At 64.6% G+C, this 26282-nt stretch carries 30 protein-coding genes; 25 read left to right on the top strand and 5 right to left on the bottom strand.

The features are described 5' to 3' along the window. Positions 1-47: 47 nt before the first annotated feature. The 4 genes from BN1313_RS10575 to BN1313_RS10590 are packed head-to-tail and all read left to right on the top strand — an operon-like array spanning position 48 to position 2514. Positions 48-1301: a tyrosine-type recombinase/integrase gene (locus BN1313_RS10575; protein ID WP_091740122.1), complete on the top strand. Its 1254-nt coding sequence runs from the start codon at positions 48-50 to the stop codon at positions 1299-1301. 32 nt (positions 1302-1333) lie between these two features. Then, complete coding sequence (locus BN1313_RS10580; protein WP_091742611.1) at positions 1334-1717, top strand: thermonuclease family protein; 384 nt, start codon at positions 1334-1336, stop codon at positions 1715-1717. A gap of 46 nt (positions 1718-1763) precedes the next feature. After that, positions 1764-2129 carry a type II toxin-antitoxin system RelE/ParE family toxin gene (locus BN1313_RS10585; protein WP_245620160.1) on the top strand — a complete coding sequence of 122 codons (366 nt, stop codon included), beginning with the start codon at positions 1764-1766 and terminating at the stop codon, positions 2127-2129. A gap of 1 nt (position 2130) precedes the next feature. Further along, positions 2131-2514: an XRE family transcriptional regulator gene (locus tag BN1313_RS10590; protein ID WP_091740127.1), complete on the top strand. Its 384-nt coding sequence runs from the start codon at positions 2131-2133 to the stop codon at positions 2512-2514. A gap of 61 nt (positions 2515-2575) precedes the next feature. Here the strand turns inward: BN1313_RS10590 and BN1313_RS10595 are convergent, their stop codons facing one another. The 4 genes from BN1313_RS10595 to BN1313_RS10610 form a co-directional block, all read right to left on the bottom strand. Beyond that, positions 2576-4342, bottom strand: coding sequence for a UvrD-helicase domain-containing protein (locus tag BN1313_RS10595; RefSeq protein ID WP_091740130.1), 1767 nt, complete (start codon positions 4340-4342; stop codon positions 2576-2578). Then, complete coding sequence (locus BN1313_RS10600; protein WP_091740133.1) at positions 4335-6410, bottom strand: ATP-dependent nuclease; 2076 nt, start codon at positions 6408-6410, stop codon at positions 4335-4337. The genes BN1313_RS10595 and BN1313_RS10600 overlap by 8 nt, the downstream gene beginning before the upstream one ends. Before the next feature lie 238 nt (positions 6411-6648). Further along, positions 6649-7860: a Na+/H+ antiporter NhaA gene (nhaA, locus tag BN1313_RS10605; RefSeq protein WP_091740136.1), complete on the bottom strand. Its 1212-nt coding sequence runs from the start codon at positions 7858-7860 to the stop codon at positions 6649-6651. A gap of 390 nt (positions 7861-8250) precedes the next feature. Beyond that, positions 8251-9408 carry an IS110 family RNA-guided transposase gene (locus BN1313_RS10610; RefSeq protein WP_091740138.1) on the bottom strand — a complete coding sequence of 386 codons (1158 nt, stop codon included), beginning with the start codon at positions 9406-9408 and terminating at the stop codon, positions 8251-8253. A gap of 219 nt (positions 9409-9627) precedes the next feature. On the opposite strand from BN1313_RS10610, the gene BN1313_RS10615 reads away from it, so the two are divergent. The 5 genes from BN1313_RS10615 to BN1313_RS10630 all read left to right on the top strand — a co-directional run bounded on the left by BN1313_RS10615 (position 9628) and on the right by BN1313_RS10630 (position 15483). Further along, complete coding sequence (locus BN1313_RS10615) at positions 9628-10533, top strand: hypothetical protein (protein WP_245620161.1); 906 nt, start codon at positions 9628-9630, stop codon at positions 10531-10533. Further along, entirely contained in the window at positions 10449-10823 is a 375-nt protein-coding gene (locus BN1313_RS17110; RefSeq protein ID WP_245620162.1) for a hypothetical protein, read from the top strand. Before BN1313_RS10615 ends, BN1313_RS17110 begins: the two co-directional genes overlap by 85 nt. A gap of 173 nt (positions 10824-10996) precedes the next feature. After that, positions 10997-13120, top strand: coding sequence for a ParB/RepB/Spo0J family partition protein (locus tag BN1313_RS10620; RefSeq protein ID WP_091740141.1), 2124 nt, complete (start codon positions 10997-10999; stop codon positions 13118-13120). A gap of 206 nt (positions 13121-13326) precedes the next feature. Further along, a complete protein-coding gene (locus BN1313_RS10625; RefSeq protein WP_245620164.1) occupies positions 13327-14232 on the top strand; it encodes a DUF7146 domain-containing protein in 906 nt (301 codons plus the stop codon). A gap of 315 nt (positions 14233-14547) precedes the next feature. Continuing rightward, positions 14548-15483, top strand: a complete 936-nt coding sequence (locus tag BN1313_RS10630) for a DUF2493 domain-containing protein (RefSeq protein ID WP_091740147.1) — start codon at positions 14548-14550, stop codon at positions 15481-15483. Positions 15484-15495: 12 nt separating this feature from the next. Here the strand turns inward: BN1313_RS10630 and BN1313_RS10635 are convergent, their stop codons facing one another. Further along, the gene (locus tag BN1313_RS10635; protein ID WP_141653121.1) at positions 15496-15894 is read right to left on the bottom strand and encodes a hypothetical protein; all 399 of its coding nucleotides are present in this window, start codon (positions 15892-15894) and stop codon (positions 15496-15498) included. 431 nt (positions 15895-16325) lie between these two features. Between BN1313_RS10635 and BN1313_RS16585 the strand changes: the two genes are divergently transcribed. From BN1313_RS16585 to BN1313_RS10710, 16 genes are all read left to right on the top strand, one after another. Beyond that, positions 16326-16493 carry a hypothetical protein gene (locus BN1313_RS16585; RefSeq protein WP_176695969.1) on the top strand — a complete coding sequence of 56 codons (168 nt, stop codon included), beginning with the start codon at positions 16326-16328 and terminating at the stop codon, positions 16491-16493. 143 nt (positions 16494-16636) lie between these two features. After that, the gene (locus BN1313_RS10640; RefSeq protein ID WP_091740153.1) at positions 16637-17080 is read left to right on the top strand and encodes a hypothetical protein; all 444 of its coding nucleotides are present in this window, start codon (positions 16637-16639) and stop codon (positions 17078-17080) included. A 564-nt stretch (positions 17081-17644) separates the two neighbouring features. Further along, positions 17645-17968, top strand: a complete 324-nt coding sequence (locus BN1313_RS10645) for a DUF736 domain-containing protein (protein ID WP_091740156.1) — start codon at positions 17645-17647, stop codon at positions 17966-17968. A 184-nt stretch (positions 17969-18152) separates the two neighbouring features. Beyond that, complete coding sequence (locus BN1313_RS10650) at positions 18153-18395, top strand: helix-turn-helix domain-containing protein (protein WP_091740159.1); 243 nt, start codon at positions 18153-18155, stop codon at positions 18393-18395. A 120-nt stretch (positions 18396-18515) separates the two neighbouring features. Beyond that, positions 18516-18779, top strand: coding sequence for a DNA -binding domain-containing protein (locus BN1313_RS10655; protein ID WP_091740162.1), 264 nt, complete (start codon positions 18516-18518; stop codon positions 18777-18779). A 118-nt stretch (positions 18780-18897) separates the two neighbouring features. Continuing rightward, a complete protein-coding gene (locus BN1313_RS10660; RefSeq protein ID WP_176695970.1) occupies positions 18898-19212 on the top strand; it encodes a transcriptional regulator domain-containing protein in 315 nt (104 codons plus the stop codon). Between the two features lie 43 nt (positions 19213-19255). Continuing rightward, entirely contained in the window at positions 19256-19663 is a 408-nt protein-coding gene (locus tag BN1313_RS10665) for a DUF2285 domain-containing protein (RefSeq protein WP_176695971.1), read from the top strand. A 125-nt stretch (positions 19664-19788) separates the two neighbouring features. After that, positions 19789-20070 carry a helix-turn-helix transcriptional regulator gene (locus BN1313_RS10670; RefSeq protein ID WP_091740169.1) on the top strand — a complete coding sequence of 94 codons (282 nt, stop codon included), beginning with the start codon at positions 19789-19791 and terminating at the stop codon, positions 20068-20070. An 11-nt stretch (positions 20071-20081) separates the two neighbouring features. Next, complete coding sequence (locus BN1313_RS10675; protein ID WP_091740172.1) at positions 20082-20969, top strand: replication initiator protein A; 888 nt, start codon at positions 20082-20084, stop codon at positions 20967-20969. A gap of 208 nt (positions 20970-21177) precedes the next feature. After that, the gene (gene parA, locus BN1313_RS10680; RefSeq protein ID WP_091740175.1) at positions 21178-21816 is read left to right on the top strand and encodes a ParA family partition ATPase; all 639 of its coding nucleotides are present in this window, start codon (positions 21178-21180) and stop codon (positions 21814-21816) included. After that, positions 21813-22067: a hypothetical protein gene (locus BN1313_RS10685; protein ID WP_091740178.1), complete on the top strand. Its 255-nt coding sequence runs from the start codon at positions 21813-21815 to the stop codon at positions 22065-22067. Before parA ends, BN1313_RS10685 begins: the two co-directional genes overlap by 4 nt. Next, positions 22064-22582, top strand: a complete 519-nt coding sequence (locus BN1313_RS10690; RefSeq protein WP_091740181.1) for a DUF2840 domain-containing protein — start codon at positions 22064-22066, stop codon at positions 22580-22582. Before BN1313_RS10685 ends, BN1313_RS10690 begins: the two co-directional genes overlap by 4 nt. Further along, a complete protein-coding gene (locus BN1313_RS10695) occupies positions 22579-23124 on the top strand; it encodes a S26 family signal peptidase (protein ID WP_091740184.1) in 546 nt (181 codons plus the stop codon). Before BN1313_RS10690 ends, BN1313_RS10695 begins: the two co-directional genes overlap by 4 nt. A gap of 45 nt (positions 23125-23169) precedes the next feature. After that, the gene (locus tag BN1313_RS10700; RefSeq protein WP_091740186.1) at positions 23170-23517 is read left to right on the top strand and encodes a DUF736 domain-containing protein; all 348 of its coding nucleotides are present in this window, start codon (positions 23170-23172) and stop codon (positions 23515-23517) included. Positions 23518-23520: 3 nt separating this feature from the next. Continuing rightward, positions 23521-24285 carry a lytic transglycosylase domain-containing protein gene (locus BN1313_RS10705; protein WP_091740189.1) on the top strand — a complete coding sequence of 255 codons (765 nt, stop codon included), beginning with the start codon at positions 23521-23523 and terminating at the stop codon, positions 24283-24285. A gap of 244 nt (positions 24286-24529) precedes the next feature. Then, positions 24530-26269 carry a relaxase/mobilization nuclease domain-containing protein gene (locus BN1313_RS10710; protein ID WP_091740192.1) on the top strand — a complete coding sequence of 580 codons (1740 nt, stop codon included), beginning with the start codon at positions 24530-24532 and terminating at the stop codon, positions 26267-26269. Positions 26270-26282 lie beyond the last annotated feature (13 nt).

Below are 26282 nucleotides of genomic sequence, written 5' to 3' on the forward strand. Positions count from 1 at the left end.
CACAAACCCGTCGAGCGACCCCACTTGGAAGCCGATGGAGAACCCCAGTGCCAAGCCTTACCGATGGAGAAATACGCCGCGCCCTGAAGGAAGTGGAACAGACGGGAAAGCAGGTCAGCCTCGTCGATGGGGAGGGCCACGGAACGGGACGCCTCGTTCTTGTGATGAAGCCCATGCCGACCCGGGTCACCGCCGACTGGATGGCTCAGCAGTGGCGCGATCAGAAGCGCATTAAGAAAAAGCTCGGATCATATCCTTCGATGCCACTGAGCAAGGCACGAGAGATGTTCAACCGCGATTTCGCGGACATGATCCAGAAGGGCCGCAGTATCAAGATCGCCGGCGACACGCGGCCTGGAACCGTCGCCGATCTCTTCGAGGCCTATGTCGCTTACCTCAAGGATGGGGAAAAATCGTCCTGGAAGGAGGCGGAAAAGGGCCTCAACAAGATCGCGGATACGCTGGGGCGTAACCGGCCTGCCCGTGACATCGAACCGGATGAGATCACGGCCATCCTCCGCCCCATCTATGAACGCGGCAAGCGCTCGATGGCCGATCATGTTCGAAGCTATATTCGATCCGCTTTTAGCTGGGGCCTCAAATCGGAGCACGACTACCGCTCAAACTCAGCACGTCGCTTCCGCTTGGTCTACAATCCGGCCGCAGGCATACCGACCGAACCCAAAAAGGTCGGAACGCGCTGGCTCGACGAGGATGAATTCCTCCGGCTCTACCGCTGGCTCGAATGCCCCGATACTCCCGTGCATCCGCCATACACCCGCGCGGTCAGGCTTCTGATGCTGACCGGGCAGCGCGTACAGGAGATCGCACGCCTACACGTCGACCAGTGGGACGCGAAGGAACGGATCATCGACTGGTCTAAGACCAAGAACGGAAAACCCCACGCCATCCCCGTGCCGACAATCGCCGCAGAGCTCATCGCGTCCATCAATGTGAACGAGCATGGCTGGTTCTTCCCCTCGGCAACTGACCCTTCCAAGCCGGTGAGCCACGGCACGCTCTATTCATTCATGTGGCGCCAGCGAGACCGCGAGGTCATTCCTTACGTGACCAATCGCGATCTCCGGCGGACCTGGAAAACGCTGGCCGGCAAGGCTGGCTTGTCGAAGGAAATCCGGGATCGTTTGCAAAATCACACGCTGCAGGATGTCAGCTCCAAGAGCTACGATCGGTGGAACTATATGCCAGAGAAACGTGCCGCCATGGCAAAATGGCACAAGTTCGCTCGGGCCTTGCTGACTAAAAAGAAGAGCAGCGCCGCGCTGAAAAAGGCGGCCTGAGCGTGCGAGCTTTCTTGATTGCTGGCGCCGCGATGGCCATCGGCACGGCGGCGCCGGCCCTCGCCGACCCATGCGAAGGCAGGCTCCCGTCGCGACCGGGTGTCACCTTCGTCGGGACCGTGCGCTATGTCGGCGATGGAGACGGTCTGTGCGTCGGCCACACTCCTGATCCAAATGAGTGGATCGAGGTTCGCCTAGCCGATTTCAATGCCCCGGAGTTGAACGCGCGTGATGGCTCTGCGGCCAAGGCGGTGCTCGAACGCCTGGCGCTGCGACGCGCCGTCACCTGCACGACGGAGCGCGGACGCAGCGGCCGTGTGGTTTCCTACGACCGGGTCATTGCCCGTTGTCGAATTGGCGAAAACAGCATCGGCGACCTGCTCCGTCAGGAAGGAAGCGTCGAGGGCGGCAACTGATGCGCCTTCGATTTTCATTGACCAGACATAGCTTGGAGGCTATATGATGTGGGAAATAGAATTCCACACGGCCTTCGAGCTGGAGTACGTCGCCTTCGAGCCTGTTGTACAGGACGCATTGCTGGCCGTGGCCAAGCTGCTGAGGGACTTTGGCCCACAGCTTGCGCGCCCGCACTGCGATACGCTCAAGGGCTCGCGATACTCCAACATGAAGGAGTTGCGGTTCGAGGCGCTGGATGGCGAATGGCGAGCAGCCTTCGCCTTCGACCCTCAGCGGCGAGCGATAGTTTTGGTGGCTGGCGACAAGTCGGGAGGGAGCCAGAAGCGCTTCTATGACCGCCTCATCGCAAAAGCGGATCTCCGGTTTTCCGACCATCTGGAAAGCCTGAAATCCGCAAAGAAGGGAAAGTGAAATGGGCCGGACCCTGAACGAGATCATCGCCGACCTGCCGCCCGAGCGACAGGCAGCCGTCGAAGCACGCTATCAGGAACTTAAGCAAGAGGTCGAAGGCCTGCGCGAATTGCGCCAGATCGCGGGCAAGGCGCAGGCGGACATCGCCACGGCTTTGCACATCAAACAGCCGTCGGTGTCCAAGATCGAGAAGCAGGCGGACATGTATCTTTCGACCCTGCGCAGCTATGTCGAGGCGATCGGCGGAAAGCTGGAACTCGTTGTGAATCTGCCGCAGCGCCCGGCGCTCAAGCTCCAAAATCTCGGCGACATCTCCGCAGTCGCCGCCGATGTCTTCCCAGCCCCCACCGTCGCCCGGCGGCGCAAGTCCGCAGCCACGCGCTGAAATAGGGAACCTCACCGGACGGTTGCGCCGCTAAGCACCCCTCACGATTTGAATCTTCCGGTCATGCCTGCACCTCATCAGGTTGGCCAGGCAGCGCGACGATATTTTCCGGCCCGAACCAATTTGTTAGCTTGGCCATCGCATTTGCGTTGAGAAGCTGTGTAAAGAGCAACGCCAAGCGAACCTTCGGTCGCGAGCAAGCGACGTAGAAAAGATTTCGATTATTCTCGAAGAATTCCAGCTTGTCGGCAGGTGGATCGGCATCGATCCACTCCAGCATCTGCGCAAAATTATACTTGTTCCAACCCCTGCCGACGACCACGAGCACATTCTCGAACTCGGCGCCCTTCACCCCATGTTTCGTGGCGAACGGCGTATGGCCATCGATGAACCGATCGAGCGCCATGAGCTCCACGTATGCAACCTGCCGCAATTTCCGCAACTGAGTGACACGCCGCGACTCTCCCTCGACAGGGTCAGGCCCCGCGTCCGCCAGTTTCTTCTCACGCTCCTCGACCGCATCTGGCAGCCGCATGTGCGGCTGCGCAGCGATGAAATCGATCACCTCGCCGATCGATCCGGAGAGCCGTAGCGCGATCAACGCCGCCATCGCATCAGCCCACGCGACCTTGTCCAGGTGCTTGCGAATGCGCGGCATGCCTGTGCCGAAGCACTCGAACATATCGCCGTAACGCTGCGCTTCGAACGCCGCGCAGGCCGGTTCGAGTTGGTCGGTCAGGAACTTGATATGAGGATCATCTTTCTTCAGCCATGGGTCGTTGAACTGACCGTAGATCGGCGGAATGCTCGCGTAACCCTGTTCGCGAGCCAGCACGCTATGGCTGAGCATCAGTATCTTGGTCTTCCCGACCGCGAAATCCCAGCCTTCGCCGCCGAGCCGTACCTTGATGTGATTGAAATATGCTCTGGCCGCATCGGCACTGGTGTCGCCGGTCCAATGACCGCCGCCCTGTCCAGTACGCCTCACGCCCGGCCAGGCATTGGTGTGGAAGACGCGCGCTTCGCCAGGCGCGTCAGGGTCGCTCACCATCTGCGGCAGATCGGGGCGCATACGGTTTAGCATCTGCACGATCGGGTCCGCCGATCGGAAGTTGGCGTTCTTGTCGATCACCGCAAGCGCGGCGTGCTCAACCGAGCCGCACCCATCGCCATAGATCTTCTGCCAATGGTCGCCGAAAAGCCCGATCAATGGGCCTTCGCCATGATCGAGAAACCAGGCCTTAAGCGCATCGACAAACGCTGCGTCAGTGTCCTGGTATTCGTCGATCAGCAGCACCGGATAGCGTGCGGTCAACACCGCGCGAAACTTGGGCAGCGCCATCGCATGAATCATCAACGCCAGCACATCCTCATGCCGGATCGTGACCTGCTGCTCCCCGACACTGGGATAGCCAAGCTCATAATGCACCCGCCGAGCACCAATGCCGCCAACGGGCTCCAGCCTCTCCGCCCAACCGGGCAATTCGGGCACGAGCGCACGCAGCGTCGTCTGGAAATCCTGCAGGATCGACCAGCAAAAGCCATGGACGGTCTCAGGCCGCACCGCCGGATGAGCTTCGATACGCGAGATTATCTCGTCCTTGGCGACGTTAGTGTATGTGATGCAGCCAACCTGCTGGCGCTGGCGAAGTAGCTCTGTGCCGCGCCGGTCGATGAGACGACGAAGCGCCTTGTCGAGCGAATAGGTTTTGCCCGCTCCGGCGCCTGCTTCCAGACGAAAGCTTTTCCCTTCGTCGAGGCATGCGAACATCCGTTCAAGCGCGACGCGGCCGGCGGCGTCGGCGGGACTTTCGGCGCCATCAGCCATGTTCGCCCACCTCAGCGACGTTCACGGCGACGCCAGCTACCCCGGCGAGAATCTCGACAGCAACCGCGGGGGGCGGCTCCAAGGGGGCTGGGTTACCCTGGGCCAACCACCGCAAACCCTCCGAAATGTAGCGGGGCACATTCCAGTCCGTGTGTTCGATCGCGTGCTCCAATGCGAACGTCGACTTTTTCTGCTCGGCCGCGTGCTCGTAGGCGAGTGCGGCGGCATCCCCATCGCCAAGTGGGAAGCGCTCAGGATTTGCAAGAATGAACGCATCTTCAAAGCTACGCGCACACGGCCCGCCGTCCGCCTCCGGGATCTGATAGGCAAGCCGGCGACTGCCAGCCATCTTGTCGGGCGACGTCTTCGCCAACAATGCAGCCGGCGACACTGCATTTCCGAACCAGGCCTTGATGCAGCCGTTGCTGGTGAACTGACCGTCCGCGACAGGAACCGCCACGTGCTTCCCTTTGTCATTCGGCTTCACGGCGTCGATGTCGGTGATGATCAGCGCGCGCAACTCAAGGAAGGCGAGAAGATCGAAAAACCGGTGCGCGTAAGCGCCACCAACCTCCATCACCGTCAGATATTGGCTACCGAGCTGTGGCTCGCCAGCGGCCGCAGCATCAGTCTTCCGGATCATCGCGGGGAGCAAGAGCCGCTCCGACGTGCCTTCGATGAGCACGGCCTTGTCAGCGAAGAATAGGTCACATCGAGTCAGGGTTAGATATTGGTGCAAGAATTCACGGTCGGGGGCCGGCGCATCGCCCATTCCCTGCCGCAGGTCCTTGATGACCGACCGACGTAAGCCCTCGCCGTCCGTCACAGACAGGAAATACCGCATGGACTCAAAGCGCGCTTCATTCGCCATGTGCGGAGAATGCGTGGTTACGACGAACTGCACCGGCCAAGGACGGTTCTCGTTGAGCTGCGCGACGAACGCGCTCGTGATCTGGTCGAGCTGACGAATGAAGACCTCTTGCATCTGCGGATGCAGATGGGCCTCAGGCTCCTCGATAAAGACCAAATGCACGCCGGCAGCCGCCGGACTTGCCTGATATTCGCGAAAGAAACGGAGCAGCTGAAGCAGCATGTAGACGAGGTTGCGTACGCCGAGCCCGTTGTAGGTCTCGGGCAAAGTGACGCCGTTCACGCCAACATAGCGGACCTTGGTATGGTCGTTCAGGAGCTTGTCGACATCGAAGCTCGTTTCGGTGACGAGCCCGGGATCGGCCAAGCCTGGATAGCCGAACAGATCGAAGGTGGGCAGCAAGGAGGTAAGCTTCGCATTGAAGCCGACATGCAGGTCTCCCTGGATCTGTTCCACCGCCGCCTTCAGCTGCTCGGCCGTCGTTCGCTTTTCCGGGTCGAGCGGATCGGTCAACGCCGACTGAAACAGCACTTCAACGACTTTGCCGAGCACATCGCGTTCGCGATGGGTGTCATCATCCAGTCCGCGCTGCGCGTTGATGAAGCCCCCGTGGACCAGGGCGGTGAGCGTCTTCGGTTCCAAGGCCTTGCGATTGGTCGGGTCATTGGGATCGACCGCCTCGAGCGACGACGCATAAGCCGCCGGCAATCGGCTACCGAGTGCGCGAAACAGGGCGATGCGGTCGGCAGCCACGTCCTCGCCTGGCGCGACGATGCCGGCGAACAGCGTCTCGGCTGCCGTCGCTCGTGGACCAAAGGTGAGAACCAGCCGCGCTTCTGAACAGTCTGGATTGAGATCGATGATGCAGTCGCTGAGCGGCCCAAGATCCGGCGCATCGACCTCGTAGGCAATGTCGAGCGTGATCGTGATCGACGGGAGGTGGCCGCGGACATCGGATGACTCGGCACCGGCCCGGAAAGCATCGAACGCGGTCCAAAAGCACTCATGACAGCCGAGGGAGAAATCCTCCAGCTTGAACGCCAGCGTCCGTTCGGAGAGGAGCCGCCGAAACAGCTCGGCGATCGAGGTCTTGCCACTGTTATTGCGGCCGACGATGACCGTGGTCCGCTCCTCTAGTCCTATCGCGACCTTTCTCAGGAGCCGGAAATTTTCGATCTCCACATGCTTGATTCGCATTCGCTTCCGCCCCTCACCCGCCAATGCCCATTCACTGGACTATTTTGGTCCTAATAACTTTATTCTATTTCGGCGTTTCTCGAAATTGTTCATTCGATTCTTGATACTCGTTCCGCAAGCCCGCTTAGGACGCGCTAGCGTCCACACTTTGCCGAGAGGGGAAAGCCTTGTATGGGGAATTCCTTGTCAAGGCCCGCCGGACAGACGTTCGATCTATGTGGTGTCGGCTTCAGCGAGCTCAAAGCGGCCGATCGACAGCTGCCACGGCGCCTGGGCCGCTCTTAGGCGGCTCGCGCTTAGCCACGCTGAGTAAGGCCGCGCCGCACAGAGCGGAGATTAGGGATCCGACCAGCACGCCGACCTTCACCTCATCTTGCAGGGCCGGGTCCGGGAAGGCGAGCAGGCCGATGAAGAGGCTCATGGTGAAACCGATGCCGCAAAGCAGCGCTACGCCATAGAGTTGCGGCCAGGAGGCGGCGACGGGAAGGTTGGCCAATCTGAGCTTGATCGCCAGGGCTGCGGCGCCGAAGACGCCCACCTGTTTGCCGATGAAGAGGCCTAGCGCCACGCCCAGGGTGACGGGCTCGAGCAGAACGCTGGCGCTCATGCCGGCGAACGAGACGCCGGCGTTGGCGAAACCGAACACCGGCACGATCAGGAAGGCGACCCACGGGCTCAAGCCATGCTCCAGGCGGTGCAGCGGCGAGGTCATGTCGTCGGGCGCAGCCTTGGAGCGGCGCAGGGGGATGGTCAGCGCTAGGACGACGCCAGCGACGGTGGCGTGGACTCCGGAGAGCAACACCAGCCACCACAGAGCCGCGCCGAGCACCAGATAGGGTGCGAGCCGAGCTATCTTCAATCGGTTGAGGCCGATCAGCAGCAGGGTAGCGACGCCAGCCCCACCCAGCGCCGCGAGGTTGAGCTCCGCCGTGTAGAAGACGGCGATCACCAGCACCGCCCCCAAGTCATCGACGATGGCCAAGGTGGCGAGGAATACCTTCAGGCTGGTGGGAACCCGCGAGCCCAGCAGGGACAGTACGCCCAGCGCGAAGGCGATGTCGGTGGCCGTAGGTATGGCCCACCCACGCAGGGTTTCGGCATTCGCTGCATTGACGGCGGCATAGATCAGCCCAGGAACGACCACACCGCCCGCCGCGGCGATCCCGGGGAGCGCGCGGTTGGCCCAGGTGGAGAGTTGGCCGTCCAGGAACTCGCGTTTGATCTCCAGGCCGACGAACAGAAAGAACAGGGCCATCAGCCCGTCGTTGATCCAGTGCAACACGTCGAGCCCGCCCAAGGGGGCGTGGAGAATCTGGAAGTAGCTTCCCGCCAGCGGCGAGTTGGCTACGAAGAGGGCCAGCGCCGCTGCGCCCATGAGGAGAATTCCGCCGGCGGCCTCGCTATCGAGGAATTCGCGGAGGACAGACGTGCGACGAATGGGCGGGCGCATGGCGTGGCTCTCCGCGCTGGCGGCCCGACCAACGTGAAACCTGACCGGCCGTTGTGGCCGAGCACCCTCGGTCGGCTATGACATCAGAAGGCCTCGCTCATCAACCGTGGTCGGTAAGCTTCGCCGGACATACGTTCGATCTTGATCCGAGGGGAGCTCGCTGTCGGGCGCGATAGTCGCACCGCAACCTTGTATTCGGTTGGCCCTTGGGGCCTGGACCATGAAGCAGCCATTCGCTTCAAGTGCGAGTCTCCGAGGCGGCGGGCACATTCTTCCCTCGGCGTATTGGCCACGGCGTTCCTCGTGTCACCGCCACCTCGGATCTGATCGACGACGTGCGCGCCTGCGATCGCCGTCAAACTCTGTCGTTCCTGCGGGTCAGCGCCGCTCTCATGCCGCGCGCAGGACCAGGCCGTCGGGTACGGCGCCGGTTGTCACCAGCCGCCAAAACGCGATCAGCAGCTTGCGGGCCAGGGCGACGATCATCTTCTTTCGCCCAGTTGGCGCCGCTTCGGTTCGGAAGCGGTACCAAGCGGCCAGGCCACTGCCCTTCTGGAACATCAGGAGACGCCAGGCCAACTGGATTAGGCCGCGGCGCACACGGGCGTTGCCGGACTTGGCCAAGCCCTTCTCTCGTCGCCGGGACCCGCTCTCATCGGGCGAGCCGGTCAGGCCGGCGTAGCGGGCTACGGCCCGGCGATCCCGCAGCGGCCGCGAAAGGACCTCCTGGACCAGCATGTCGGCGGTTTCCAGGCCGACGCCGACAACCCGAGCGAGCAGCACGACCATCGCATTGGACCGTGAGTGCGGCGCCGTCTGCAGGCGAGCTAGCCGGTCGCGTTCGATGGCCTCGATCTGCTCACGCACCACGCTCAGGCGGGCCAGATCGCGTCGGATTTCGTCCAGGGTGTTGGGCGGCAGGGCTGTACCCTCCGGCGTGACTAGTGTCTCGAGCTGCTTGGCCGCCCGGCGCAGCGCCGGGTTGAAGCCGCGCACACCGAGCCGAAGCAGGCCCGACTTTACGCTGTTGATGATCCGGGTCCGCTCACCGACCAGGCTCTCGCGCTCGCGGCTCGGCCGCTTGGCGTCCTCCTCTTCGGGGCTGGGGATGGCGACCATGCTGCAGTGGCCGCGCTCGCCGCGCAGCCAGCCGAAAAACACACGCATCAGCATGGCCGAGTCTAGCCGGTCGGTCTTGGAGCGGCGATGCTCACGCGACACTGCCACGCTGGTCGGATGGATGACGTGGGTCTCGCAGCCACGGGCCTGCAACCACCTCGCCAACCAGAAGCCATCGCGGCCGGCCTCGTAAGCGACGATCATCCGGCTGATCGGCCGGCCGGCGGTCTCCGCCTCGACCCGCCAGCGCGTCAGTAGCTGCTCCAGCGCCGCCGGATCGGGGTCCAGCTTCTTCAGAGGTCGCCGCGCGACCCCAGGCAGCGTGCCGGCGACCAGCCAGCTTGCGTTACTCAATTCGATCACCGCGACCACTGCTGACTCTTGGTCAAAGGCCACAAGGGAACGGCTCAGATCATCTACCGGCTTCATCGGGGCGTCTCCGTGAGGTGGAAGAAGCGACGATGCTCTCAAATCTTCAGCACCGGCCCCATAGCTTCTTCCCCTGCGCCCGAGTCTTGCGTCTCGGTCGACCCCTTCTGCGGGAGGCCCCGCAACGCCCCTAATAGAGGAAGAGGACGGACCGGCTTTGCCGTGACGGGTTGAGGGCTGGAGAAGAGGTCTCCGGCGCCCGTCATGGAGATTGGTCCCATGACCCAGGTTTCAGTTCTCGAGGCCCGCCGCGATACCAGCGGCGGCTACAAAGTGGATGTCGGCCGCGGCGAGCGCATCGGCCGCGTCTCGTCGGAATGGTTCTCGCGCCCGGCCGATGAGCGATATCTGTCGCTGTCCGAGCTAGCGCGGTCCGTCCGTGATCGCGCCGATCGCAGCCGGACCCGCATGGTGGAAAGCGCGCTCATCCATGTCGAGGCGAACCGTAGCGACCCGGAACGGCTGGCGTTGATCCTGCCAGGCACGGATACGCCCATCGCCCCGACCCATTGGAGCTTCGGCCAACTCGCGAGCCTGGTCGGCGCGCCGGCAGCCTATCTGCGCCAGCTTCCCGCGCCGCTCGCCGCGATCAACCTGCAATATGGCCTGACGTCCAGTCGGGCGGAGCAGATCAAGACGCTGGAAACCGATAACGGCCGTGTCGAACTGCGCGCCGTCACCGGCCCGGACTACGGCCGCATCTACGATCACGAACTGGTCGAGGCCGTGCAACGCATCGCCGGCAACGGCACGGGTGATACACGTTGGAAAGTGCCCGGAGTGCTCGACTGGTCGACGGGCATCTACAATCCGCGCGTCGACATCACCAAGGACACCACGACGCTCTATGCCTCCGATCGCGACGTCTTCCTCTTCCTGGTCGACGATCTGATCCGATCGAGGCCGGCCGACTCCCGGACGGCTCGCCGGATCTCTACTTCCGGGGCTTCTATTGCTGGAACTCCGAGGTCGGCGCCAAGACGCTTGGCATGGCGAGCTTCTATCTGCGCGCGGTTTGCCAGAATCGAAATCTCTGGGGCGTGGAGGATTTCGAGGAGATCACCATCCGCCATTCCAAGTATGCCGCCAACCGCTTCGCTCATGAGGCGGCGCCGGCGCTGCTGAACTTCGCCAATTCCTCACCGCTGCCTTTCGTCAACGGCATCAAGGCGGCGCGCGAGCGGATCGTGGCGCGCAGCGACGAGGATCGCAGCGACTTCCTGCGCCGTCGCGGCTTCTCCAAAGCCGAAGCCGGCAAGATCATCGACACGGTGTTGGCCGAGGAAGGCCGTCCGCCGGAGAGCATCTTCGATTTCGTTCAGGGCATCACCGCCGTCGCGCGCGACAAGCCGCATCAGGACACCCGCCTCGACATGGAGGCCAAGGCGAAGAAGCTGCTCGAGCGAGCCGCCTGACAGTCGCAAAGCCGGAGATGCGGTTTTCCGTGTCTCCGGCTTTGCGCTTCCGCGTGTCCCCAATTCCGTTCCGCGGCGCTGCCCCCTTTAGAGGAAGAGGGCGGCGCTTCGCTTCGTGACGGGTTGGAGGTCGAGAGAGAGGCTCTCGGCCGCCCGTCGCGGAGTGCATTCCAATGGCTACTGCTGCGAAGAAAATCACCCTGTCGTCATCGCGCGACATCCCCTTCAACCAGCTCGTTATCTCCCAGTCGAACGTCCGGCGGATCAAGGCCGGCGTGTCGATCGAAGAGCTGGCCGAGGACATCGCCCGGCGAACACTGCTGCAGAGCATCACGGTTCGGCCGGTGCGCGATGCGGACGGCAACGAGACCGGCATGTTCGAGATCCCTGCCGGTGGACGCCGCTATCGGGCACTCGAACTGCTGGTGAAGCAGAAGCGCCTCGCCAAAAATGCGCCAGTGCCCTGTGTCATCCGGGAGGGCGGCATGGCCGAGGAGGACTCGCTCGCTGAAAACATCCAACGGGCGCCGCTGCATCCGCTGGACCAGTTCCGCGCCTTCCTGACCTTCCGCGAGAAGGGCATGTCCGAAGAAGAGATCGCCGCCAACCAGTTCGTGTCGGTCGCGGTCGTGAAGCAGCGCCTGCGTCTGGCGTCGGTCTCGCCCAAGCTCCTCGATGTCTATGCCGCCGACGGTATTACCCTCGATCAGCTGATGGCGTTCACGGTCAACGGCGATCATGAGCGGCAGGAGCAGGTCTTCGAGCGCCTCGCACAGGGCTACGGCAAGGAGCCGCATCTCATCCGCCGGATGCTCACCGAGGGCGCGGTCCGCGCCGCCGACAAACGTGCGCAGTTCGTCGGGCTGGAAGCTTACACCGAAGCCGGCGGCGTCATCATGCACGACCTGTTCCAGGGTGACGACGGCGGCTGGCTGCAGGATGTCGGCCTTCTCGACATGTTGGTGGCCGAGAAGCTGCGTGAGCAGTCCGGGGCGATCTCCGCCGAAGGCTGGAAGTGGATCGATGTCGCGCCAGACTTCCCCTACGGCCACACCTACGGCCTGCGCCACCTCCGTGGCGAGCAGCTCCCTCTCACCGAGGAGGAACAGGCCACCCGCGACGCCCTTCAGGCCGAGTTGGACGGACTGGAGGAAACCTATGCCGATGCCGAGGAACTGCCCGAAGAGGTGGACGAACGGCTCGGGGAGATCGAGACCGCGATCAGCGCGCTCGACGATCGCCCGATGGTCTTCGATCCCGAGGAGATCGCGCGGGCCGGTGCTTTCGTCAGCATCGACGGATCGGGCAACCTGCGGATCGAGCGCGGCTATGTCCGCCCAGAAGACGAACGGCCGATTGAGCCGGAAGTCGATCCCGAGATCGAGGACGGCGTCAACATCATCGCGGCGCACATGGAGCATGAGGACGATCACCTCACTGTGGACATCGAGACGGCGGCGGACCCCGAGGGAGACGACGGCCTGAAGCCGATCCCGGACCGCTTGATGACCGAACTAACCGCCCATCGCACGCTGGCTCTGCGCCACGCGCTCGGCGAGCGACCCGATGTCGCCTTCCTCGCCGCGCTCCATGCGCTCACGCTTCGGGCCTTCTATCACTATGGCTCGGACACCTGCCTGGAGTTCGACCTGAAGAGCGTCAGTTTCGGCGCGCAGGCGCCGGGTCTGAATGACAGCAGCCTGGCCGCGGCAGTCGACGGCCGCCATCAGGCGTGGGTGGCGGCGCTTCCCAAGGAGCCCGGCGAGCTGTGGGAGGCGCTGCAGGCGTTCGACGGCGACAGCCGCCACGCTCTGTTTGCCCATTGCGTGTCGCTGTCGGTCAACGCGATCCACGAGGCTTACAACCGTCGGCCTCGTGCGCTCGCCCACGCCGACCAGCTCGCCCAGGCGGTCGATCTCGACATGGTGGCGGCCGGTTGGGAGCCCACGATCGACACCTATCTCGGCCGTGTCACCAAGGCCCGCATCCTCGCGGCGGTGCGCGAGGCGAAGGGTACGCGCGCCGGTGATCGCATCGAGCACCTGAAGAAGGGCGACATGGCCGAGAAGGCGCAGGAACTGCTCGCCGGGTCCGGCTGGTTGCCGGAGCCGTTGCGCACGCCCGGCCACCCGGTCACCGCGGTCGATGACGCATCGGCCGTCGAGACTGACCAGTCCGACGATCGTGGGGTCGAGGACACGGCGGAAGACGGCGGCGAAACGGCCATGGCGGAATCCGAGCCGCAGATCGAAGATGAGCCGGCCGAGATCGACATGCATGTGATCGCGGCAGAATAGCCGAAGGAGCAACACGTCCCCCGAGGGCCCGCCGGCAACGGCGGGCCCATTTTTCGTCTCGGAGTCCCGCGATGCAACCTGCCACAGATCTTGCGCGACGGCTGGCTGCTCAGGCCGAGGCCGTTTGTCGCCATTATCTCTTCACCGGTCATCGGGAAGGCCGCTATTGGCTGGTCGGCGATGTGCGCAATACGCCGGGCCGCTCGATGTTCGTGCGGCTGAAGGGCGGCGAAACTGGCAAGGGCGCGGCCGGCAAATGGACCGACGCCGCCACCGGAGAGCATGGCGACCTGCTGGACGTCATCCGCGAGAGCTGCGGCCTGATCGACTTCAAGGACGTCGCCGATGAGGCGCGCACCTTCCTGTCAATGCCGCATCCCGAACCGGACCGTCCTCTTGGTGGCGAGCGTAAGTCGCCGGCGCCATCAGGATCACCGGAAGCAGCACGACGGCTGTTCGCCATGGCGCAGCCGATTTCGGGCACACTCGTAAAGACGTATCTCCGCACACGCGGCATTACGGATTTGCACGGCACCGGAAGCCTTCGCTTCCATCCTCGCTGCTATTACCGGCCTGACGAGCACTCCCCAACCGAGACTTGGCCGGCGATAATCGCATCGGTCACCGATTTGGGCGGACGTCAGACCGGGGCGCATCGCACATGGCTCGCCCCTGACGGCTCGGACAAAGCCCCGATCGACACGCCGAGACGGGCGATGGGCGACCTTCTGGGACATGCCGTTCGCTTCGGCGTGGCGGGCGAGGTGATGGCGGCGGGCGAAGGCATCGAGACGATGCTGTCGCTAAGGATGGCGCTGCCCAACATGCCGATGGCGGCGGCGCTCTCGGCGGCACATCTCTCGGCCATCCTGTTCCCCGACACGCTGCGCCGGCTCTACATCGCCCGCGACAACGATCCGGCTGGCGACGGTGCGATGGCGACGTTGATCGAACGGGCGAACGCGGCCGGTATCGAGGCGGTCGTGGTGTCTCCAAACCTGGGCGACTTCAACGAGGATCTTCGCCTAGCTGGCCTGGACAGCCTCCGGGCAGCGACCCGGGTGCAGATCGCGCCACAGGACGTCGCACACTTCATGGCGCTGGCGGCATAGGCCGACAGAAGAATGCAGGCTGCGGGTGCGCCGTCGTCGGCATCGCTCGGATGATCTTGAGGTCGGAGAGAACCGCGCCCCGGCCTTCGAGAGGGCGATCGGCCAGCAAACGGCCCGGACCCGCAATGTCTGCGGCGGACTATTTTCCGGCGCGGCCAAGGGCCGCTTTCCATCGCGAAGCAAAATAGCGCGCCTTCGTCATCCTCCGCTGTGCTCCGGCCCTCCGCTTCGCTGCGGGTGCAGGTCCGAACCGCCCGCCGGCTTTCGTCGCCATGAAGGCCGCGAGGGTCGCGGTCGAACCGACGGAGCATCCCGATGAGCGAGCACGACGACTTTGAGCCGCACCACGCCTCTTCACCCACCGACCATGTCCTGAGCGAACTCCAGCTTTACGGCTACCGTCCCTTCACGGATGAGCCCGATCCACGACCGCTTCCGGAGGGCGCCCATGTCGCCGGCGCCATCGCCGATATCTTCGACGCACTGATCGTCACTCTGGAGGACACCCGCCTCGAGCCCGACCTCGACGATCTCCTCTGGTCGACGGTCAACGTCTTCCACCGAGCCACCGACCGGATCGAGCGCGAGTTGGACGTCAATGAGCAGGCGCAGCGTCGCGGTCAGCGCGAACAGGATGGCAGCGAAGTAAAGGCCGTCGAGCTGGAACGCCTGACGGCGGAGGGCCAAACCATGATCGAACGCCGCAACGCCTTCGAGCTGATGCGCGACCAGGCCGCCGAACACTATGAGCGCCACACCGGGTCGAACTGGCGTCCCCGCAGCGGGTCGATGGTCAACCACCGCAATCTCACCTCGGCGATGATCGACAGCCGGGACTTCCTTGCCGCCAAGAAGCGCGCCGACAATCAGGTGCTGCTACCCGCCGGCCCGAAAATCGCCTTCACGGGCGGGCTCGACTTCAACGATCACCACCTGATCTGGGCCAAGCTCGATCAGGTTCACGCCAAACATCCCGACATGGTGCTGCTGCACGGCAAGTCGCCGAAGGGCGCCGAAAAGATCGCGGCCAAATGGGCCGACACCCGCAAGGTGCCCCAGGTCGGCTTCGCGCCCGACTGGACGAAGCACGCCAAGGCCGCACCGTTCAAGCGCAACGATCAGATGCTCGACGTCCTGCCGATCGGAGTCATCGTCTTCCCCGGCACCGGCATTCAGGACAACCTCGCCGACAAGGCGAAGAAGCTCGGCATCCCCCTGTTCGATTTCCGCCCGAAGGGAGGCGGCGCGTGAGCGCCGTCTCAATCATGGCGACCATATCTCGCGGCTGAAGACGAGGTCGCCAGAGAATGGCACCACGCCGTCGAGTTCTCGCCGGTCGTCGATGGCAATGGTTACATGCGGGCGAAAAACGCGATGTTCCCAGCCAGCACCCGCGATCCTGAACTCGCGGTGGCGTGTGGCGATAGTCACGGACCTGAACATCAAGGCGATGACCCCTCCCATGCGCGCGATAAGCCGACGCGGTGACGCCGGAGCGACCAGCACCGATGCGTCCGGGATCAGGGTGATGACATCAATCGCATTGTACGTTTTCGCGATGGTGACATGCCAGTTTGAGGGGTCGATGTCGTTGAAGCCCGCTGAACGAGCCCAATCCGCCACGACTTCAGAGTTCGCTAGGGGTCGTACTACCGTCAGCATGAGAAATACTCTAGGTATAGACACACTATTATCGGGCAATTCCGACGATCTTTCCACCGGCATCAGACCTCGCAGATATCTGATGAACGACAGATGCCGCGTGGCGAATGCGCTATTCCTTGATCCAAGCAAAGGATTGACGCCATCAACCCGAGTCGTGACCGACAGCTCGGTAACGATGCTTTGACGGGCAGCGTTGAATGGGCGTTTCTTTTGTGGCCCAGGTCATGGCGGAAAACCATCTCCCGCTTCCATAGCGCTAATCCTTGGTCCAGCCGAGGGCTTGACGCCATCAACCCGTGAAGGGTCGGCTATGCGAGCATGCCGCCGCTGCGGCTTCGCCTTCGCGGTGATTGCGGCCATCGGCCGGACACATCGGGCGCCTGTCGCGCGGGAGATGGCCTCCCGCCTCCAAGACAGGAGCCGGTCAGATGTCCCTCAAGCAAGCTCACGCATTCGCCTTCAGCCTCGCCACCACCCTCATGGTTTCAATCGTCATCTTCCAGGCTGGCGACGGCACCATGGGCGTCATGCCCGCCGGCGAATATGACGGCGAAGCCGCCGCCATCATTCACGAGGTCGATCCCTTCGCCCGCTGATCGCGGGCAAGGCGTCGCCGCCGCAAGCGGAAATCCCTCGGGATTTCCGCTCCCGTCCCGCCGCCTCTTCGGCTATACTGGCAACGCGTCGTGGTGGTGGTGGAGGCGCAACCGTCAGACCTTTTCTCACGGAGAACACCACCATGATTTTCATTGGTATCCTCGCCAGCATCGCCGCGATCGGCGGCCTATGCTGGCTGTTGTTCACCCTGGCTGTGTTTGCATTGCCGTTCTTCGCAGGCGTCAGCGCCGGGACATGGGCCTATCAGACCGGCGCCGGCTGGCTCGGCGCGATCATCGTTGGCCTCGTCGGCGCCGCACTAACGCTGGGGCTTGGGCAGTTCCTGCTCGCCATCATCCGTCCGCTCTGGATACGCCTCGCGATCGCACTCGCCTTCGTCGCGCCTGCGGCGCTCGCTGGCTACCACGCGACGCACGGCATCGTGAAACACACCATGCCCTCCGACACCTGGCAGACCATCTTCTCCGTCATCGGCGCGGTCGCAGTCGGCATCACCGCCTTCGTGCGGATCACGGGAATGGCAGCGGCCACGGGCCCGTCCGGCCGGAGCCTTGCGCGGACCTGACCTGTGTCATCGTCGTTGCGAAGGCTAGACCTGCGATGGGCGGCGACCGCCCTCGCCGCCTGAGGCCGCTGGATTGAAGTGTTGGGCGCGGATCGACGCTAGCTCCCGGGAAGCGACCTTCGTTGGAGCGCTACCGTGGCAGGACCATGTCTCTGCGGCACATCGAGGATCCGGTGCGGCGATCTCACAAATGGCGGTGGAGGGTCAGGATGCGGCAGTGGTGCCCTGCCGGGAGGAGACGAAGCCCGCGAGCGTTGATGCGACACCAGTCTGCCAGTGCGGGACGGCCGCCATCTTCTCCGTTCTGACCGTGCCTCAACCGCTCCAAACGGCCTCTTCAATGGCCTGATCTGGCCGAAGGTCGGCTGCGCCTCGATCGCCTATGACGCAACAGCGGCGTCAAACTTTCTTCCCCTGCCGGCTGCGCCGCCATTCCTCGCGGGACAAGAAAGTCCTCCTTAGCTGTCAGGCCCCTTCGGGGTGCGCCGTCGATCGCCTCCGGCCTACCGATCGCCATCGAGGCCGCAATGGTGCGGGCTCGGGAACGGAAAACGGAGACTAACAATGGCGACCATCGGCACCTTCAAGAAGACCGGCTCGAACGAGTTCACCGGCGAAATCGTCACCCTCAGCGTCCAGGCCAAGGGCGTGCGCATCGTCCCCGACCAGCGTGCCACTGGCGAGAACGCCCCCAGCCACCGGGTTTTGGTCGGCCGCGCGGAGATCGGCGCCGCCTGGTCCAAGCGCTCCAACGAAGGCCGCGACTATCTTGGCCTCAAGCTGGACGATCCGAGCTTCAACGCCCCCATCTACGCCAACCTCTTCGACGACGAGGACGAGAGCTTCTCGCTGATCTGGTCCCGCCCCAACGGGCGGCGCGGCGACTGAGGCCCGCGCAAGGCCCCGGCCGGACAGGCCGGGGCCTTCGGCACCGAGGCGACCGAATCAGTTACGGCCTTTATCGATCGCACAGAGCCCGAACAGCTACTTCTGGCTAGAAAATCCCACTAAGAGCGACTATTATAGTCGTAGTTTTGGCGTGCGCGTAGGTCCGTGTGGGAGGTGATCATGCATGATCACCTCCCGACAATTTCGGGCCGCACGCGCGTTGCTGGGTTGGACACAGGAGACGCTCGCTGACAAGGCCCGGGTCTCATTGACCGCGCTCAAGCGCCTCGAATCCCTCAGTGGTCTCGAGGTCTTTGAGAGTACGCGCGATGAGGTGAGAAGGGCGTTCGAACGCGCAGGCATCGTCTTCCTGAACTCCGATCAGGGCAAGGGAGTGCTGCTCGTTGATGCAAAGCAGGAAAGCTGACGTTCGACACGTCGCGGCGTTGCCACATCTTCCCGCGCCAGGGCCTTGCGTCGTCGTTCCGGTCCAATCACGGTTAACAATCTCCTCCATTTTGGATACATCTCGCGATCGGGGGATGTTGTGACCAAAGACGATTTTCTTGATCAGCCACCGGCCGGGGCGGCGTTGACCGCCTATGATCAGGAGCATCTGAAGCTCTACGTCCGGCTGCTCGACGCCGATGCCGCCGGCGCCGACTGGCGTGAAGTCGTCGAAGTTCTCTTCGGCCTCGATGCCAAGATCGAACCGGAGCGCGTCCTACGCATCTACACCAACCATCTCGACCGCGCGAAATGGATGACCACCAGCGGCTTCTGTGAGCTGCTCCAGGGCCGCCTGCACTGAGGTGATGCGCAAACCGCATCACGTTGCGGCCACTTCGTTCTTCCCCCGCTCCATTCAACCGGGGATCGTATCCCCTGCGTAACTCGCGTTGTAAAACATTGCGTAGAGGCGGTGGAGGATGTCCGAGGATGAAAGTTGGCGGTCTGAAACCGCCTACGACTATATCGAAAAGTTGACTCCCGGCGATCTTGCCTGGGAATTCTTGCGTCGTAATCCCGATTACAGAAAGTCATATCAGGAGTTGCTGGACGTCGGACGACTGACCGAAGACGTCGCTCGGGAGTTTGCCGAACAATGGGGGTTGCGATTTCGTCGCCGACCCTCGCAACTCCGCGCTCATCCAGCCGATCTTCTGGATACCGCAAACCGATCCGGCGACACTTCCGCTCATCGCTGGTCCGAAGCCGGCGGGAGATCTCAGCGTCCGGGTTGACGATCTGCAAGCCCACGCGGTCGTCGAGCATGAAGCTGGCCTGATGCGACTCGCTCTGCAGGGCGAGCCCTACGATGTGGCCCTGGCCGACGTCGATGATGCCCGTCCCCTCGGCGCGTTCATACTGCTCGACGAACTGACGCCCGATCGGCTCACCGCCGTCGAACGTCTTTGGCAGGCGATGTTCGGCAGGCGCACGGCGCCCGATCCACGCATGACACCCCAGAGACGTCAGCGCGCGCGCCAGATGCTGCGCGCCGTCGATGCCCGCGAGAGCGGCGCCATCTACCGCGTCGTCGCCGAGCAACTCTTCCCTCAGCACAAAATCGACGCGGCGTCCTGGGTCGGCGACCCCATCCGGGAAATTACCATCCGCCTCGCCCGCGATGGCATGAAGCTCGTTCGCGGCGGCTATCGCACCTTGCTGCGCCGCCCACGCCGAGATCGCTGACACCGCTCGGGTGTCGATTTTAGCCGCTTACTTCGACATCGTCGAAGCCGCCGTCTCCGCGCCACCGTGCTCGCAACCCGCCGCTCATTCGCAGCGGCCTCCCGCGAGACCACGGAGGTTCGATCATGGCCGAAAAAGCCGCCAATATACCGCCACGCTACCTGCGCACGCAGGAGGCGGCGCGCTTCCTCGGCCTGTCCGAACGCACCCTCGAAAAGCACCGCACCTACGGAACCGGGCCGACTTATCGCAAGCTTGGCGGCCGCGTCGTCTATTCGGTCGATGACCTCCAGGCCTGGGCGGATCGCGGTCTCGTCACCTCGACCTCCGATCCGCGCGGCGGCACCGTGCTGCCGGCCAAACGCCAGATCGCCTCGCCCGCCGCCGGCGGCCGCTTCCCGCGCTGAGACGACCGGCCGTGTCGTCCCACCCCCACCATCGCGAGGAGCGCGCGCAGCTCGATCTATTCCGGGCGCTGCCCGGCGATCTCGCGCCGCGCGATGCGCAGGACCTCATGGCCTACCCGTTCTTCTCGCTCGCCAAGTCGAAGCGCCTGGCGCCGATCGACTTCAAGGCGGGGTCGGTGAAGATCCGCGTCGAAGCCGTGCCCGAACATGGCATGGCCACGATCTGGGACGCCGACGTCCTCATCTGGGCAGCCTCGCAGATCGTCGAAGCGCGCGATGTCGGCTTGCGTCCGTCGCGCCTGATGGCGACCACCCCCTATGAGATTCTGAACTTCATCGGCCGCGGCGTGTCGCTCCGCGACTACGACCGCCTCAAGGCCGCGCTCGACCGGCTGCAGTCGACCACTGTCGCGACCTCGATCCGCCAGCCGACCGAGCGGCGGATGCACCGCTTCTCCTGGATCAACGAATGGAGGGAGCGCGCCGATCACCGCGGCCGGCCGCTCGGCCTCGAGCTGATCGTCCCCGACTGGTTCTACGGGGCCGTGCTCGACGACGCGCTCGTGCTGACGATCGACCGCAAATACTTCGATCTCACCGGCGGGCTGGAGCGTTGGCTCTACCGGCTGGTACGCAAGCACGGCGGCAAACAGGAGTTCGGCTGGAGCTTCGACTTCCCCCACCTCCATGCCAAGTCCGGCAGCCTCTCGCCGCTTAAGCACTTCGCCTACGACCTGCGCGACATCGTCCGCCGCCAACCGCTGCCGGGCTATCGCCTGACCATCGAGCACTGCGTCGGCGGTCCCGAAATCCTGTCCTTCGTACCCACCGATCCCGACGCGCTCGGCATCCCGCGCCGCCGTCGCCGCTCGACAACTCGCCCTGGGGATAAGCTGTGAATCATCTCGTGCTATCAGGGACCGGCCCTATCGTGCCATCGGGGACCGGATGCTCGTGCTATCGGGGACCGAAATGGCCGATTCCTCGCGCTGAATCAGCAGCTTGCGAGCCCTGTAACTTATCTAACCTAGATTCCTACGGAATCTTTCTAACGGACCCGGCTTTTTCGCGCCGTGTGGACCAGTCCCCGATCGCGGGGAGACCGTCATGATCGTCGCGCTCCTCAATCAGAAGGGCGGCGTCGGCAAGACGACGCTGGCGCTACATCTCGCCGGCGAATGGGCCCGCGGCGGCAAGCGCGTCACCCTGATCGACGCCGATCCCCAGGGCTCGGCTCTGGACTGGTCGCAGCAACGGAGCCGGGAGGGATTGCAGCGGCTGTTCGGTGTCGTCGGCCTGGCGCGCGATACGCTCCACCGTGAAGCGCCGGAGCTGGCGCGTGACGCCGACCATGTCGTCATCGACGGCCCGCCACGCGTCGCCAGTCTGATGCGCTCGGCGCTGCTCGCCGCCGACCTCGTGCTGATCCCGGTGCAGCCGTCACCGCTCGACGGTTGGGCATCCGCCGAGATGCTCGCGCTGCTCAGCGAAGCGCGCATCTACCGCCCAGAGCTTGCCGCCCGCTTCGTGCTGAACCGCTGCGCGGCTCGCACCGTGCTCGCGCGCGAAACCGCCGAGACGCTTGCGGATCACGATCCGCCGTTGCTCTCGACGACAATCGGTCAGCGCATCGTCTTCGCCGATGTCGTGCAGACCGGCCGGATCGCCGCCGAACAGGACAAAGATTGTCCGGGTGCGCGCGAGATCACCGCGCTCGCGGCCGAAATCTTGAGGATCGGGGCATGAGGGAGCGGTCCCCGAAACGCAGCTTCGCGGCCCGCCCGGCCGATCCGGAAAGCTGGGTCAAGGCGCCAGACCGTCCGTCGCCGCACGCGAAGGTCGCCGCCGACTTCACTGCCAGGCTCACGATCGACGTCACCGCCGACATGCGCGGCCGGATCAAGATCGCCGCCTTCCAGCGCGGCCAGACCGTCGCCGACATGCTGCGCGCGCTGTTCGAGCGCGAATTCCCACCAGCCCAAGGAGACTCCCAATGACCGGCCTTGCCGCCGCATCCGCGCGCGTCGGCCGCGCACTTCTTACGCCGCCGGATGTTCTCACCCAGGTCGAACTCGTCTGGATCGAGAAGCAAGTCGAGCACTGGATCCGTTTCGGCCGCGACGTCAGCGAACAGGTGCTCGACCGCCGCCGCCGCATCCTCTTCTTTCCTCCCGGCGCGGTCTTCGCGTTGGTGCGCTGGGCTGCGAACGAGCACGGCACCGTGCTCTCCCGGCTCGACGTCCTGCGCGCCGTCGGCCCCGACGAACCCTGCCAGACGATCCCGACCGTGACGCCCGGCGGCGACATTCTGCTGCGCGTCGACGGCTGGCCGAAGGTCGAACGCATGCTCCAGCACATCGACGCGATCGAGGCGGCCAGCATCGATCCGGTCGACGTCGCGCCCGACCACTGGCGGCACGTCCACAACCGCCTTGCCGTCGGCGAGGCGCCGCGCGCCTACACGATGCAGCGCCATCGCGCCTTCCTCCTGGCGCGGAGGATCGGCGCATGACCCGGCTCGGCTACGCCATCACCACGATGGCCGCCGTGTCGTTGCTCGGCATCCTGTCGCTCGTGTCCTTCGCGCCGAAGCTGATCTGGAATGCGTCGGCCAGCACGCCGATCGGCCTCTACGCCATCGCGCCAGACCCGTCCCCGGACGTCACCGATCTAGTCGCGGTGCGAGCGCCCGAGCCGCTCGCGAGCTTTCTCGCCGAGGGCGGTTATCTGCCGCGCGGCGTACCGCTGATCAAGCACGTCGTGGCGCTTCCTGGCCAACGCGTTTGCAGGACCGGCCTCGCCATCACTATCGACGCCGTGCCGATGGGCGACGCGCTCGATCGCGATCGTCGCGGCAATCCGCTGCCCGTCTGGCAGGGCTGCCGCGTCGTCGCCGAGGGCGAGCTGTTCCTGATGAACTGGCAGGTCCGCGACAGCCTCGACGGCCGCTACTTCGGACCGCTGCCTGCCTCCGCCGTGATCGGCCGGGCCATCCCTCTCTACACCGACGAGGACGGCGATGGCCGCTTCGTCTGGCGTGCGCCGACGCGGTGACGGCGAGCCCATGCCCAACCTCACCGCAATCCCAAGGAGGAAATCATGTCCCTGATCGGTCAATTCACCCGCGACGATAGTGGCTTCATTGGCCACTTGGAGACGCTCCTGCTGCACCAGGACATCATCATCATTCCGGCCGAGCCGTCCGATGCCGAGAATGCGCCGGATTTCCGCGTGCACGTCTTCGACAGTATGAACAACGAAACCCGAGCCGAACTCGGCGCGGGTTGGAAGCGCACCGGCGAGAAGGCCGGAGAGTACGTCGCGCTGCAGCTCGACGATCCATGCTTTCCGCAACCGATCCGCGCTAACCTGTTTCAGTCGGCCGACGACAAATCGGCGTGGGGCCTGCACTGGAACCGCCCGCCCAAGCGCGGCGAGCGGGACTGAGCGATGTCGGCCCGCCGCCATCGCGCTGTCGTCGGAAGGTTTCCTACCGTCCGGAACACAGCCTTCCTCCTCCTTTCCGGCCTGTTTACCGGCCTGTCGTCGACCGTCCCGGCCGCCGCACAAGACGCGTCGGTGGAGCGCGCATCGCCCAGCGATCCCTATGCCGGTCATATCGCCGACGCAGCGCGCCGGTTCGGCGTTCCGGAAGCGTGGATTCGGGCCGTCATGCGCGTCGAAAGCCGCGGTGATGTGCGCGCGATCTCGCCCAAGGGCGCGATGGGGCTGATGCAGATCATGCCCGCGACCTGGGCCGAGCTGCGCGCCCGATATGGTCTCGGCAGCAATCCCTACGATCCACGCGACAACATCATGGCGGGCGCGGCGTATCTGCGCCAGATGCACGACCGCTACGGCTCGCCGGGCTTTCTGGCGGCCTACAACGCCGGTCCCGGCCGCTACGAGGACTATCGCGCGATTGGGCGTCCGTTGCCGGCCGAAACGCGCGCCTATGTCGCCGCTCTCGCGCCAATCATCGGCGGCGGCGATATCGCTGCCCCCGTCACGGTGGCGACCGCCGATCCGCTCGCCTGGACGCGTGCGCCGCTCTTCATCATGCAGGTCGATAGCAGCGCTGGTGCAGTTCAACGGCAGCGGGACGGCGATCCGGCCGTACCCTCTGCGCAGGAGTCCGCGCGCGATCCGGTCCTGCCGGCACCGCGATCAGATGGCCTGTTCGTTGCGCGAACCGATACTGCGGGGCCGCGATGAGGGACTTCGCCCTTCCTGCGGCATTGTCGGGCTCTGGCGTGGAATTGGCGTCAGAGGCGGGAAGAGCAGGCAGCACAACCGAACGATGGCGAGATAAAAGCGCGCGATGTGCGGCTTGGTGCGGTCGTGTTTTTTCAGAGACTTATAGCGCATTGGCGCGAGGTGCGCCTGATCGGCGCAGCCTGCGTATCCGCCATTACGCCAAGGATTTCCGCGCGTTTGCACGATGTGCGGGGTTCCGGCGATGAGCGGCGAGGACGATTTCCGCATCCGACCGGGCCGCATCCGATCCACCCGCGCACAACAGGCGCGGCCCTTCATCGCCCAGGCGCTGGCGGCCGCCCAGCGCGCCGGCGGCAGCGTCTCGCGCTCCGGTAAGATCAGCTCGGGCAACCGCTCGCGGTTCGGTCGAGGCCAGCGCGCAACGGTGCAGGCCAATCGTCTGCTCACCAGCCGATCGCGCAACACAGTGATCAAGACACGCGTCGTCCGGCACACCGCTCGGGCCGCGCCGCTCTCCGCCCACCTCAGCTATCTGCGGCGCGAGGGCGTCACCCGGGATGGAGAGAAGGCCCGGCTGTTCGGGCCGGAGACCGAGGACGCCGATCCCAAGGCCTTCGCGGAGCGGACCCAGGACGACCGGCATCACTTCCGGTTCATCGTCTCGCCCGAGGACGCGACGGAGATGTCCGACCTTAAAACCTATGCCCGCGACCTGATGGGGCAGATGGAGAAGGACCTGGCTACCCGCCTCGACTGGGTCTGCGTCGATCACTGGAACACGGATAATCCCCACGTCCACATCATCCTGCGCGGGCGCACCGATGACGGCCAGGACCTCGTGATCTCTCGCGACTACATCAAGGAAGGCATGCGCGCCCGCGCACAGGATCTCGTCACCCAAGAGCTGGGGCCGCGCACCGATCACGAGATACGCCGCAATCTGGAACGCCAGATCGAGGCCGAGCGCTGGACCAATCTCGATCGCCAACTCGCCCGGGACAGCTATCGCACCGGCGTCGTCGATCTGGCTCCGCACTCCGATCGCCAGCCCGACGAATTCCACGCGATGAAAGTCGGTCGGCTGCGAAAGCTGGAGACGCTCGGCCTCGCCGATCAGGTCGGCCCTGGCCAATGGGTCGTATCCGAGAATGCCGAGGCGACCCTGCGCGAGCTGGGCGAGCGTGGCGACATCATCAAGCGCATTCACCGGGGTCTGACCGAGCGCGGCATCGAGCGCGGTGCGGCCAGCTATGTGCTGGCCGGCGAGAGCATTGACGATCCTGTCGTCGGCCGGCTGGTCGATCGCGGTCTCGACGACGAGCTGAAGGGCACGACCTACGCCGTTGTCGATGGCACGGACGGACGCACCCATCACATCAAACTGCCCGACCTCGACGCTGCCGGCGACAGCGCGCCGGGCTCGATCGTGGAGCTGCGCAAGTTCGACGACGCGCGCGGCCAACGACGCGTCGCGATCGCCGTGCGCTCCGACCTCGACATCGAGCGGCAGGTCACCGCGACCGGCGCGACCTGGCTCGACCGGCAGGCAATCGCCCGCGATCCTGTCGCGCTCGGCGGCGGGGGCTTCGGCGCGGAGGTGCGCGAGGCGATGGAGAGGCGAGCCGAACATCTTATTGGTGAGGGTCTCGCCGAGCGGCAACCGCGCGGCGTCAGCTTCTCGCCCGGGCTGATCGACACACTGCGACAGCGCGAAGTGGAGGCCCTTGGGGAGAAGCTCGCGGCCGAGACCGGCCGCCAATTCACCAAGGCCGCCACAGGCGAATACGTGGCGGGCACCTATCGCCAGCGCTTCGCGCTCGCATCGGGCCGCTTCGCCATGATCGACGACGGCCTCGGCTTCCAGCTCGTGCCCTGGTCGCCGTCCCTCGAACGTCAGGTCGGTCAGCACGTCTCCGGCGTGTCGCGCGGCGCCGGCGGCGTCGACTGGAGCTTCGGCCGCAACCGCGGCCTCGGCATGTAGCCCAACCATGAAA

The organism is Phenylobacterium immobile (ATCC 35973), assembly GCF_001375595.1.
GTDB lineage: Bacteria > Pseudomonadota > Alphaproteobacteria > Caulobacterales > Caulobacteraceae > Phenylobacterium > Phenylobacterium immobile.